The 13269-nt window shown below is 34.2% G+C and carries 9 protein-coding genes; all 9 read right to left on the minus strand.

Features of this window, described 5'->3' with window-relative positions; translation table 11 throughout:
* Positions 1 to 10: 10 nt before the first annotated feature.
* Positions 11 to 1936, minus strand: coding sequence for a site-specific DNA-methyltransferase (locus tag QQK05_RS16395; RefSeq protein ID WP_284300603.1), 1926 nt, complete (start codon positions 1934 to 1936; stop codon positions 11 to 13).
* Positions 1937 to 1975: 39 nt separating this feature from the next.
* Positions 1976 to 4168: an ATP-binding protein gene (locus QQK05_RS16400; RefSeq protein WP_284300605.1), complete on the minus strand. Its 2193-nt coding sequence runs from the start codon at positions 4166 to 4168 to the stop codon at positions 1976 to 1978.
* Between the two features lie 9 nt (positions 4169 to 4177).
* Entirely contained in the window at positions 4178 to 5050 is an 873-nt protein-coding gene (locus QQK05_RS16405; RefSeq protein WP_284300607.1) for a DUF4391 domain-containing protein, read from the minus strand.
* Positions 5051 to 5105: 55 nt separating this feature from the next.
* On the minus strand, positions 5106 to 8357 hold the full coding sequence (locus tag QQK05_RS16410) for a helicase-related protein (protein ID WP_284300609.1): 3252 nt from the start codon (positions 8355 to 8357) through the stop codon (positions 5106 to 5108).
* 35 nt (positions 8358 to 8392) lie between these two features.
* Positions 8393 to 9313: a WYL domain-containing protein gene (locus QQK05_RS16415; protein WP_284300612.1), complete on the minus strand. Its 921-nt coding sequence runs from the start codon at positions 9311 to 9313 to the stop codon at positions 8393 to 8395.
* 166 nt (positions 9314 to 9479) lie between these two features.
* Positions 9480 to 9743 carry a hypothetical protein gene (locus QQK05_RS16420; protein WP_284300614.1) on the minus strand — a complete coding sequence of 88 codons (264 nt, stop codon included), beginning with the start codon at positions 9741 to 9743 and terminating at the stop codon, positions 9480 to 9482.
* Positions 9736 to 10065: a hypothetical protein gene (locus QQK05_RS16425; RefSeq protein ID WP_284300616.1), complete on the minus strand. Its 330-nt coding sequence runs from the start codon at positions 10063 to 10065 to the stop codon at positions 9736 to 9738. The genes QQK05_RS16420 and QQK05_RS16425 overlap by 8 nt, the downstream gene beginning before the upstream one ends.
* A 277-nt stretch (positions 10066 to 10342) precedes the next feature.
* On the minus strand, positions 10343 to 11632 hold the full coding sequence (locus QQK05_RS16430; protein WP_284300618.1) for a competence protein CoiA family protein: 1290 nt from the start codon (positions 11630 to 11632) through the stop codon (positions 10343 to 10345).
* Positions 11633 to 11668: 36 nt separating this feature from the next.
* Positions 11669 to 13153, minus strand: coding sequence for a zincin-like metallopeptidase domain-containing protein (locus QQK05_RS16435; protein WP_284300620.1), 1485 nt, complete (start codon positions 13151 to 13153; stop codon positions 11669 to 11671).
* Positions 13154 to 13269: the final 116 nt, after the last annotated feature.

Below are 13269 nucleotides of genomic sequence, written 5' to 3' on the forward strand. Positions count from 1 at the left end.
CGATTAACCCTTAAATGCTTTTAACATCATCAACGCCATACTGCTTCAACAACTGAATAGCATTTACTTTAACTGCATCGTCAGCAAAACCAGAGTCTTTAAATACAACACGAGTTGATTCACTATCTAGTTCTCGTTTTAACTTGCCAATTTCTTCAACAACATCTTGTGAAATTTCGTCATCCAAGCAAACAATTAATGAACCAAATGCAACATCGTATACGGTTTTACCTGCAAGAGTGTGCTCTGCTATAGGGTAAGTTAAATCTAAGCCATATTTTAAAAGAATTTCGCATAGCACATCTTCAGAAGAACGATCTGATTTAATGCTATCAACGCTGTTTTCTAGAATGTCTGATAGGTTATCAAAGCTATGTTCCCACTGAACTATATTAGTTTCGTCAAGCTTATAGGATCTGAATCCAAGGTTGGCGGAGCTATCACTTTTTTGCAACTCTTCAATAGCATACCTTATTCGTTGCTTGGCAATATCTGAAATTGTTTTATAACCATTCTTGGCAGCAACAGTACCTGCACTACACTCTTCTGGTAATTGAACGGCTATAAATCTTCTATTACCGTCATCTTCAATATTCTTACTCAAAACTGCGTGTGCCGTTGTACAAGAACCAGCAAAAAAATCTAATATGATATCGTCCTTGTCTGTTGATAACTCCAAACATTGAAGAATTAGCCCTAACGGTTTTGGTGTATCAAATACTTTTGCGTCAAAAAGCTTTTTAACTTCTAAAGAGCCTGCTTCATTCGAAAATTCAGATCCCATCCAAATAGTTTTAGGTATTACTCGTTTGGCTCCACTTTGCCCTTCTGCGTAATCTTTCTGAAAAACATCAGGCCTTAACTCTTTGCCAACTCCACGGCAAGTTAACTCTGAAACTCTTTCAATCGCAGTGTCTTTACCCCAACGCCAACGACCATCACTGCCATCGGATAGCTTCGGAGTTACTTCAATTTGACAATCTTTAGTTGGTTCTAACGAAACCTGTCCTGATTCAAGGTTGCAATAAAATGGGTAGTACATATTAGGTCGATCTTCTCTCCTAGAACTATCCCCCCTTTTTCTTAAACCTTGAACTCTATATTTTCTACCGTCACCATCGTCTTCTGAGTAATCTTTTGTGTAATCTTCAGGAAGAGGAAGCCCTTTGGAAACGAAATTAGCTTTTTTATATGCAACTAAATAGTTATGTGCTGTCGCAAAATACTTATCATCACTTCTTCCTTTTAAGTTACTTACAATCGGCAGCGTTCCTAAAAAATTATCCTCTCCAAAGACCTCATTACACAAATTAACTAAATTGACTTGTTCTGAATCATCAATAGAAATAAATATGACACCGTCTTCTGTCATTAAATTTCTAGCTAATTTCAAACGAGGGAGCATCATATTCAGCCAGTTAGTGTGGTAACGCCCTGAAGTCTCAGAATTATTTGACTTATCAAAGCCTTTATTATCAATTTGAGAAGTTAACTCTTTATAATTTTTAACATTATCATAAAAGTTATCAGGATATATAAAGTCTTTCCCTGTATTGTATGGGGGGTCAATGTAAATCATTTTTACTTTTCGATGATAAGATTTTTGAAGTAGCTTCAAAACTTCAAGGTTATCACCTTCAATAAACATGTTCTGCGTAGTATCCCAATTCACACTTTCTTCTTTGCAAGGACGCAACGTACCAGTCGATGGTTTTTGAGCAATTTGACGAGCTTTATTTTTACCATGCCATGTAAAGTTGTAACGCTCTTCTTTATCTTCTACATGCTCACCAAGAACAGCCTTCAGCGCATCAAAATCGACTTTACCTTCACGGAATACATCAGGGAATAGCTGTTTAAGATGCTCAATGTTTTGCGCTTCTATATCTAAGCTTTGACCATCTTCAGTTGTGAGTTTTTGTAATTGCTCAGTCATTTGAGTTCCTTTAAATTCTGTATTTTTAATATTCTTTTCTTAGCTTTCAGCATCAGTAACATTTAACTGCTTAATTTGCTGGTAAAGCTGATATAAGTGTTGAGCAGATAAATCTAAAATTGGCTCATACATAAACGAGTTAAGGTGAATGTTTTCTGGTGTCATTAAATTAACTTGATCTAATAACACAATGCTCTCTGACTCTGTATCACCAAAGTCACTAACAAATCGTTCAAATAGTTCTTTGGTTTGAGACGTTTCTATTGCTTGGACAAACACATCATCATTGATCATTCTGATCATGTACCTTTCTGCTTCTAGCCTAATAGCAATGGATAAAATAATTTTGTCTTCGAGTTGAGCAACATCATTTGCTTCGGCAACCATTGCATCACAACACTCAATTAAACTGTGAATAATTAATTTGGTTGCGTTCTGTAAAACAACATCACTTCTATCGTTAAAGACTTTACGATAAATAACCTGAAGGTCTGATATTCGAAAATCGTTAGTATTCGCCTTCAAATGAAGAAGTGAAGTTAAATCATGATATTCATTTTCAAGGCCGCAATATTCAGCCAAATTTCGTGCAAAAGGTATGCAGGCCAAAACACATTTTTGATCTCGACCTAACTGACTTTTCCAGTAGTTCAACACGTCTTTTTGATATTTCTCTCTGATTAATTCAACTTTTTCATCGGTTTTAATCGTAAATAGGCGTTTTTTGCCATAAACCCCTACACGCCCACAAACCGTGCGATGAAAATCGAAATTATGAGTCAAAATAATTATTTTGAAAAAGCTGGTATTAGCGAGAACTTGCAAATATTCAACAATTGAATATTTATTTTTATAATCAAAGGAGTCTGCAATATCATCTATAACAAATAGCGTTGGTGTTCTTTGTTGATTTCTAACTTCTATTTCAAACAATAGATTTAAGATATAAAGTGCTCGTTTCTCTCCCTGACTTAAGACCTCTATAAGAATTGATTTATTAACACTTTTGTTTTCACGACCATCTTTAAAATCAAACGCTATGGTCGGTTGAGCACTTTGCAAAATAACATCTTCTTGATTATCAATTCGTAAAACAAATGGCACGTTAAAACGTTTATTGAATGTATCTACAACTGTTTCCCAAGTGGTTTGCTGCTCTTTTGCCTTCTCTGTAATTTCAGCAATTAATTGTTTGTTGGTTGTATAACTGTCAGTAAAATCATGAAGGATCTCTGGTTGCTGTTGAAGATACGACAACCAAAGCTTTCTTTCGAACTCCTCATAATCTTTTAATTCTGGTAATAATTCTTTGTGGTCTGTAATGAACTCTCTAAATTTTCGAGTTTCTGCATTTGATAGTTTTTTATCAATGGCAGCAAATTGCTTTTGTAATTTTGGATCAGAAATTACTTTGTTTTGCTCTTCTTCTATTAATTCTTGTAATTGAACTTGTGAAGTGATCTCTTTTTTGCCATCAGGAAAATTTATATTAATTGTGTGATCAGCTCCAAAAAAGCCAGTATCGTGAAGGTTTTTGGTTATCGTAGCTGCATTTTGGTGGTTAAACTCTCTCGATAAAACAGGCGACTTGGCAACTAGAGAATCATAAGTTTCAATATAATCTTCAAGCTCTTGGCTTAGATTTCCAGATTTTAATATCTTTAAAACTTTATCATTAAATATGTCACCATATTTTATTTCTGAGAAACTCGAACAATCTTCTTGTGACTGCTGAAGTTCGACTAACAAATCAAAAAGATCTTTATCATTTTTTGCAAAAGCACTACAAAGCAATGACTCTATTGAAACACTTCTAGAGTTTACTCCAGATATTGATTTTAAATGTTTGATTAGTTCTTTTTGTTTTTTGTCGATATCAGCCAAAGCTTCATCATATTGCTTTTTTAGCTCTTCATTTACTAACAGAAGTGATGTTTTTTCTGAGGAATATGATTCATTATAAGGTTTAATAACAAAAACATTATCTGCTGCTATTTCTTCACCATCAATAGTTACTTCTCGAACAGTTTCACGTTCGGTAAAAACAACGTCTCTACTTTTGTTACCCATTTGAATATCTTCAAATGTACGAGCAAATGAGCTTTTCATGAAGCCGTTGGGGGCATAAATGGAATATACGCCCTTGCTATTACCTTTTATTTCTAAATCAAAGGTATATTCTAATTTTTTAATTCCGTAACAGTTTTCTAAATTAACTTTAAGTTTGTTCACTTGTATTCCCTATGATAATTCTGCCGTCAATTGAGCTAAATCTCGCTTTATTTTTTGCGCCTGAATATTTAGTTCAACCTTTCTATTAATTTGATTTTCTTGCTTAAGTTTTTGCCTAATACCAGATAATTTGGCTTCGAGTGAAGCTATAGAATCCAATACGTTTGCTTGTGCTTTAGCCTGTTCAATATCGACAGATTGACTCGCATTAGGCTCGAATGCATTTGTTAACTTTGATTTTTCTAATGAAATAAATTGCTTAACCCATCCCATGTAAAATTCGTAAAAATTAATAAAGGATTGGTTATTAACCGATAACGATTTGAAGAATTGCTCTTCTACGGAATTTTCGGTTATCTGTTCTTCAGTAAATTTTTGAGATTGATAAAACCGTTCAACTTTTAGCTTACTGTGATCGGCTTTACTTAATCGTTTTGTGGCAAGGTTTAAAAATAGGCTTGAGGGCGAACCATCTTCCGTTACATGCTTAAGATGTAACACCAGCATTAAAGGGTAAGGAATTGCTCTTTGAATTAGTTCAGCAATTTTCTTTACTCTTTTTTTAGAGCGAATGGTCACTTCAATTAATGCTATTTCACTGTACTCTAAAACATAGCTTTCAGCTTCAAGAGATTCTTCTTGCGCTTTTATTTCCTGACAGTTTACCTCTTGGCTTTTTACTTCACTAAAATACGGTGAAATATTAACAGTGGAGTTTTTTAAGGTATTTCGCCAAACAATAGACTCTATATCTTCTTGAACTGCTTTTTTATCGGCAGTACTCAATTTGCTATTTTCTATTAGTTGCTTTTTCGCAACTCTTGAACCCAAAAATGATTTTTCTGGTAAGTCTAAATACTCGTAAAATTTAGATAACAGCATAGTTATAACGTCCTTTTATTTTTATAATTCGAAAGTTCCATATTCTTCAGTATCTTTAAACCAAGACCATATAGCTGACAACTTCAAAATCATTAACCGATTGGGAAGACTCTTGAGACAAAACTGTACCACCACGGGCAAACAGGCTCTCCACGCCTTTTTCTTCGCTTTTGCCAGCAATATTAGTAACAGCGATTTCTAACAAAGATTGATAGTGACTGGTAGGCTTATGATTTTTAGTACCAATGGCATCATGGTTTAGTTCAGTGTTATGCAAACCAACAGTTTTAATAACATCTAAAATTTTCTTAGCTTGAGTGAAACTAAAAACGACTTCACCTGCATCAGAAACATAAGCCAAGTAATAAGGTCTTAGTGGATAATTATCATCAACTTGAACGGTGTTATTTATGTCTTTAAGGCAAAAAATCACTCCTGATTTAAGTTTGCTTTCATTAGCAAGAGAACTGTTTATATTGTCCAATGAAATTGCGCTGTAAAGCCCCAATGGACTATTCTCAAACGATGATTCACCTTGCTGTTTTTCATCTTTAAGGTAAGAAGATAAGTCCATCCTAAAGTCATTAAGCGTTAAATCAGTAATTGATACGCCACCAGATATATCTTCTAAATCCATTACTGAATCTTGTAATTGCTTAAGCTGCTTACGTCTGTATTCCAGATCGTTCATTTGCTTCGCATCTTGCTCAATTACGTTTTCTTCACCTGTGGCAGAAATATCAAGCAGTACCATTCTGCCGCTAACACGAGCTTCAAGATTGATATATTCATCTAGTTCCATGTTAGGCCAGAAGTTAACGAGCTGAATAACTTGGTTTCTTGAACCTAAACGATCTACACGACCAAAACGTTGAATAATACGAACAGGATTCCAATGAATATCGTAGTTCACCAGATAATCGCAATCCTGAAGGTTCTGACCTTCAGAAATACAATCTGTAGCAATAAGAATATCAATTTGGTCTGTAGCTTCAGGGGCTACTTTTACTCGTTCTTTTGAAATAGGAGAAAAGTGTGTAAGCAACATGTTTAATTCGTTGCCAGCACCTTGCATAGTTGATTTGTTAGTGCCACTGCCCGTGATTAATGCACTGTGAACCATTAAGTTACCTTGCGCCCACTGATTTATATTTTGATATAAGTATTCAGCCGTATCAGCAAACGCAGTAAAAATTATAATTTTTTTATTTTTAACAATTATATTTTCTTCGGTTTGTTTTTGATTGATTGGATTTTCAATCTTGTTAGCAATGATACTTTTCAAGTCTGCTAACTTTGCATCTTTAACCGCAGTAATTTGTTGTGACTCTTCAACAATACGCTCTAAAAATACTCGGTCGGCTTCCAAGTCTTGTCTGAATCTTATTAGATCAAGATCTTGCAACAACACCTTAACTTTATTACCAATTAAAAATGGTTCATATTCTGGTGATTCCAAAATTAAATCTTCAATGTTTAATTCTTCGAAATCACCAATTTCATGTGCCGTGATTTTCGATAACAATCCGTCAACCTGATTTAAAACCTTTTCAGCCGTCAATCTAAAAGAATGGATAGAGCTTTCCATTCGTTTTAGAAGGTTGATTCTCATTAAATGTATAAGACTGTCTTGACGGTCAACTTGCTTAAAGACACCTTTACCGCCACCAAGATCCATATCATAACGTCTAGCATATTCGCCTTTCTTTTCCATTCTGACGTATTTCAGAGGGGCATATCCTGCCAGAGATAAACGCCTGATGGTTTTGTTTATTTCTTGTAGTGGTGGAAAGCTATTATCTGTATCAATATCAGATTTGATATTCAAAGGCTGTAAACGCTGAGGGAATTTACCTAACGCTGTTGTATCGTAGTATTTTTCAATGTGTTTACGAGAACGGGCAATGGTTAGCGTATCGAGCAATTTGAAGTAGTCAAAATTCATTGAGTCGATAAGTTGTTCAACTTTACGCTCGTCTGCTTCTTGTTTATTCCATTGATTAAATCTAGTTTGAGCAGTTCGCAACGTATGTTCAATATTGTTTATACCTTCATCAACCAAAGCAGAATCTTTGCCTTCGGTTATAAATGCGATTTGATTTTTTAAATCATTCATACGGTTATTAACTGGTGTAGCTGATAGCATTAACACCTTGGTTTTTACACCAGCTTTAATAACTTGCTCTAACAAGCGTTCATATCTACTTGCCGATTTATCATCTGATTTATTTGGTTTGTTACGGAAATTATGTGATTCATCAATGACTACAAGATCATAGTTGCTCCAATTTAGCGTTTCTAAATTGATCTCACCTGAATAACCTTTCGTGCGACTAAGGTCAGTATGATTTAATACATCATAATTAAACCGATCTTGCGCTAATAGGTTGCGCTTATCATTGATAGTGTAGACAGACCAATTATCCCTAAGTTTTTTAGGGCAGATAACCAAAACTCGGTCATTTCTTAATTCGTAATATTTAATAACAGCAAGTGCTTCAAAGGTTTTACCTAGCCCCACACTGTCAGCAATGATGCAGCCATTGTATTTTTCTAGCTTTTCAATTGCTCCTAGCACACCATCTTTTTGAAAATTGTATAATTTGTTCCAAACAATAGTTTCTCTAAAACCTGTTTTAGAACGAATGATCCGTTCATCATCCAGATCTTCAACAAAGTCTTTAAATAAATGGCATAGAGTTAAGAAATAAATATATTTAGGCTCATTGTCCCTAGAAAGCTTATCGACTTCTTTTAACAGCAGCTCTTTAGCTTCTATTAACTGGTGGTTGTTATTCCAAACAGAATCAAACCAGTTGAGCATTTGCTTGGTTTCGTTGACATCAGTTGAGCTGGTGATCATATCTAAGCTTTCAGATTCTGTTAATCCCAAACCAGCACCTGTAAACTGTGCGCCTGTATAGGTTACTGGCTCATTTGAATCTAAATGGATAACGTTTTGTGCTAATGTCCCTTGTTGCTTAACCAGCTTAATATCAGCTTTGTCTTCTAGCCATTTAGCAAAGTCTTTTGCTAATGATTGTTGGTTTAGTTTGTTTCTATATCTGGTTTCAAATTTGGTGCCTGTTAGTTCACCAAAAGGAGAGGTATTTGAGTCTTGTGTAACTGAAAAGCCTTTAAATTGAGAAAATAAAATACGGCATTGCTCCAATGAATTTAACTCTGTTTTTAATTCATCAAACGCATATAAAGAGAATAAACCCGTTAAAATTGAAAGCTTGTTTCCAGCTTTGATATGTTGGTTTAAATCTTCATGTAACTTTTTTGTTTTATTATCAATAATCAATTTATAGCCCTTCCTAGCTATTAGTTTTTCTACTTCTAATGTCCTAAGTCTTTTTCATCGAAGCCTGGTGCAAGTATTAAGTTTTCAGCACCATATAATGTGATCCTATTTTTTAACCACAATTGATACTCACCACCTTGTAACTCCGCATCTTTTGAACAATCAATATTCCAACGTCTTAACAAGTAACCAACTAATGCAGCTCGAACTTTTAGTTCAAGAACACCATTTTCCATACCGTAATCCATCATGATAGCTTGAGGGTATTGAACGTTATTAGGGTGTGGCACTATCGAAAGATCCATCATTCGCACCCATTGATGATCATTTATTTCTTCTTCAAATGATTCAACTTCGTTATCTTTGATAGTTACTTTAGATATGCGAGTAATTACAAAGTCTCTGAATGAACCTGACTTTCTATCAAATCCTCTAACATGCCAACGTAAACCATTATCAACGATTGTATGCGGAACAATTTCTCTCGCCTTTGATCCAGACGATAATGATGTATAAATGATTGAAATAGCTTTACCTTTTAAAATAGCTTGTACTATTTTGGCAACAATAAAAATATCTGGCACATTCAATTGATGTGGCGCATCTACAGGGAAAGCTATCTCTAAAACACCATCAAAACCATCAGATATTTTATTCGTTAATTTCGCGAGTGTTTGTTTTGAATTGTAATTAAACAGAGGAGAAAACGTTTTAGCCTGTAAATAACTTCTATCTTTGGCATCAAAATCAATATTTTCAGGTACTAATTCTCTATATAGAGCAAGATCTCTAGTGGCATTTGCCATACCCATTTCAAACTTTTCAGTTAACTCTTTTCGGTTTATAGAGCCTTTAAATAGCAAACTAAAATCTATAAAAGACAACCTTTGCTTTTGTGCAAAAGTTAACTTATCAACTTCTTTACTGTTTTTATGCCTCTCTGAAATATTACTCATTTCAAATCCAAATCAACACTATAATCATTTTGATTATAGTAATGTAACCTTTTTGGATTTTTAGTCAAGAAAATCTAATTAAAAACAGTAAGGTGTTTTTTTAATTAATGTAAAATAGCAAAAAACGGAGTAGATCTACCCCGTTTAATTGACTGATTCATATGAGCTAGTGCTTTTCCAATGATTCATTTACCGCTACTAAGTGAGCCATCTGCTTCATTAGCTCTATTGCAAATTGACGCTCGGAACTCCCCTCCCAATGAGACATACGTACTTCGTCAAATGTATAATTTGGGTGAGGATGACCAACTGACTCAAAGTAGGAACAAATTTTGATTGCCCTTTCATAGCCTTTATAACCCTTTGCAAACCTTCTAGCTTTTCTAATATGGCGGTTGTAATTTTGTTTAATATTGTTTTTATTACTCATAATCTCCCCCATCAAAATGACTATCTTTACGTTTTAAAATATTTTCTATTAGTAAAATAATTTTGCCAGTAGAGTCTCTTTCACTCTGTAGTATATTCTGGTTAGGATTAACCATGTGAGCTAGATATAAAGCTCTAGCTTGCACTAAAACTGGTTTATCATGCATTGTTAGTAATGAGATTACAGTTTCATGTTTTTGTGAAGAATGTATAAAAGGGTTAGTTAGTACGATTTCGACAGAATTCATTAATTCAAACGCATCAACAATATTAACCAAGCCACGTTGAAAGTTTGTTATTTCTCTATCTTTTCTAAAATGCATATAGATCTCCAAATATTTGTATAAAAGGAGGCCATATGTCACACACATTAAGTGTTGTAACACCTCCTACTCAGGACTAATTTCACTAAGATTTTGCTTTTCATTTTTTTTCCATAATTGGAATTAATATTTAGGCGCTATAAGCACCTATTAGAATCAAATTAAGGCAGGGTTAGTGCCTCTATTTCCCCATAAGTATAACAATAAATTTAAAACAAATCAATAAAATCTTTATAAATCAACATGATACCTCACAAAAATCAAAAAATGTCAATTATCAATGTAACAACGCACTTCTTACTCTCTGTACAGTATTTTTGGCTCTACCCGTTTGTCTTGCGACTTCACGGATACTCAGGTTTAGTTTGAGTAATTCAACTACTTCTGGGTACTCTGCGATGAGTTCCTTCCGTGATTTTGGTCTACGTCCAGCTTCTTTTTTTAGATTTTGTATTTTTGTTAAAATATTCCGTCTCAGTTTAAATGGCTTTAAGTCACCTTGTTTGTCAATTTCTTTAAACTGTCCAATCAATTTCGATTCAATTTCGGTATTAAATAGCTCTTTAAATTTAGCTAAACGAAATCTATTTTGTGCATAATAATTGTGTAATAACGGCTCCACTCGCCCAGCATATTTGGCGTAAGACAAAACCTCAGCTTTTAAGATTTTTACATGCTTATTTAGATCACTTGTTACTTCACTTAATCGTTCTTCGGCTGTGCGGCTAGTCATTCCGATTTTTAGAAAAGTTTCTTCATTTTCGTCAATAACTGCTTTGAATTTAAATAGGTATAGATGTTGAGTTGAAAGTGCTTCAACTTTCTTTGTAATGAGCTTTGTATACTCAGGGTTTAAACGAGATTGTTTATCATAGTGTGCTTGTAGCCAGAATGCTTGAGATCTCAGGAACTCGATAATAGTATGCTGCTTACTCAGTTTGTGCTTGTGATAACATTCATTGATACTCGTTGTAAGCATTGTTTGCTGTAGCCAAATATCTTGAAAATCAATATTAATAAAATCCCTGAGCGCATCACCAATTGCTATTAAGCTATCGGTTGGATAATACTCATCATCAAGTAGGCTTGGGTCTATTCCTTCCAAACTATTTTGGCACTGGCTAAGTTTTTTAGATATCGACTTTTCTACTTTAAGTAACCCCATAGCCTCAAGGTTGGATATCGCATCATACATGCCTGCAAAACTATATATCTTATCTGATGAATAACGTTCTCGCCTACCCATATATTTCTGCTCTTTAGCGTTCAGCATTTCAAATTTATCGATAGTTGGTAAGGTTGCTGCTTTTGCTGCTTCAACTGACTCAAGACAAGTGTCAAACTGATGAGCAAAATGATGGACATTTACTTGACCTTTTCTCGCAAGCAAAGCTCCGCAACAATAAGGACAAATAAGCTCTGTTTGTCCACTTTTAACTGTAGATATGTGTTGCCACTCTCCTTTGTCATTTATTCCAAAATTTAAATACATTGTTTTCTCCAACAAAGTCTCACGACTAATTTCGCAAGACTCTATTAACAAAACCATATCTAAATTAAAATTCAAGTACCAAACCCAAAATAAACCATTGATTATATTATACTATACCGTTCTCTTTCGTTTCTTGATTAGATTATTATTCAGGCTTTCAACTGAAGTTTCAGGGGTAATTGCCGACTGCTCCACCTGTAATTTATGTGAGTTAATATCAAACAACTTATTTGACAAATGTACTGGTAGCAATTGTGTTTTAGTTCGTTCACAAGCATACTCAACATCTGCTTTTGTATAACCAATTTCTTGCTTTAGATAGTTATCAAACTCTAACCAAAAACCTGATGTTCCAACATCACTATTTTGCTCTATGAATAAGTTAAATAGCTCATTTGCTTTGTTTTTAATTAATACTGCACTATAGGATAGTTCTAACGATACTGGTGCGTTTTCAGGCAAGAACTTAAGTGTTCGAATCGCATTGTTAATATCAAAATCATTTTCAACTTTCTGCTTAAACGAGTCATATTGCTGATCAATATATTGGCATGCCTCACTTCCTTTTTTACAAGCGATACTTAAAAAATCTTTATTACCTTTATTATGTTGTGTCTTAAGCCATGAATGAATGTATACAGCACTTTGTTCGTCTAGTACCGAAGGTAAATTAAATTGCTTCATTATTTGAAGGCTTGATGACTCCGCGACAAGTTCTTCAAAGCCATATTGTTTTGAACCCATATTCCCCACTAAATTACGGTTTAAACGACCTTTATGTCCCGTGGCATGCGACAATTCATGAGCGTAAACACCAACGTAAGCGAGTAATGCATTTTCTCCAGTAAATTGGTCTAAATTGACCATAGCAATTTCATCTTTTTCTGGTGCGTAATAGCATTGGGTTGCGTGCTCCGTTAAGGCTATTCCTTGTTCTCTTCGCACTATATCTAAGTAATTTTTAGCAGCTAATATGTTCGGTTCAAAAAGCTTTTGTCGTTCAACGTCAGTTTTACACTTATTGAGTTTACTAAGAAGACTCGTTTCACTAAATCTAGCTATCCACTTTTGGTAGAGATCAACGCTTTGTAGAGAATCTTCAAATTGACTTTGATGGTATAAAGGGAAATGCCTAACAGCTTTTTTAAGCTCATAGTTTTCTTGATCTTTATCTGACAGTGATAAAAATTGCTTTGTAGAAATCCATTTAAGCTTATCGCCATCCTTTCGGCTTTTATCTAAATAACGTTCAACCAGTTTTTTGCCAATCGCTATTGGAAAATCAGGTTTAAGCTCAATGATACCCAGCTCTTTTAAATCAGATTCATTCAAAAAATAAGGTAAATCTAAACCTTTCGTTTCTTGAATCAATGATAGCAGTTGAGCATTTGTAGCTTGATATGGTCGCCCTGTATTAGCATTTCTCGGTATCCCTAGCACTTGCTTCTTTTGCCAAGGAACTTCAAACGCCACTTTTTGACCAGATTTGAACTTCTCAATATATGATTTATAAATATCAAGAACTTGGCTTAAGACAACATTCTGCTTTTTAGTGTTTTTTGATTTTCTATCCGTTTTGCTATTCTTTTGCTCCATAGCTGTTTCTCCAATAATTTCAGCTATGAAGTAAAAAAGTTAATTGATTGCTTTTTTGTTCAAGCCTTACAATTAACTTTCCATATAAAAAATATTTGTCAAATAACTGGGTACGT

Origin of the sequence: Thalassotalea loyana (assembly GCF_030161435.1) — a bacterium.
GTDB lineage: Bacteria > Pseudomonadota > Gammaproteobacteria > Enterobacterales > Alteromonadaceae > Thalassotalea_G > Thalassotalea_G loyana.

Excerpts from the sequence above, each read along its gene's own strand:
- QQK05_RS16395 (WP_284300603.1), bottom strand. The coding sequence starts at position 1,936 with ATGACTGAGCAATTACAAAAACTCACAACTGAAGATGGTCAAAGCTTA.
- QQK05_RS16405 (WP_284300607.1), bottom strand. The coding sequence starts at position 5,050 with ATGCTGTTATCTAAATTTTACGAGTATTTAGACTTACCAGAAAAATCA.
- QQK05_RS16415 (WP_284300612.1), bottom strand. The coding sequence starts at position 9,313 with ATGAGTAATATTTCAGAGAGGCATAAAAACAGTAAAGAAGTTGATAAG.
- QQK05_RS16420 (WP_284300614.1), bottom strand. The coding sequence starts at position 9,743 with ATGAGTAATAAAAACAATATTAAACAAAATTACAACCGCCATATTAGA.
- QQK05_RS16425 (WP_284300616.1), bottom strand. The coding sequence starts at position 10,065 with ATGCATTTTAGAAAAGATAGAGAAATAACAAACTTTCAACGTGGCTTG.
- QQK05_RS16435 (WP_284300620.1), bottom strand. The coding sequence starts at position 13,153 with ATGGAGCAAAAGAATAGCAAAACGGATAGAAAATCAAAAAACACTAAA.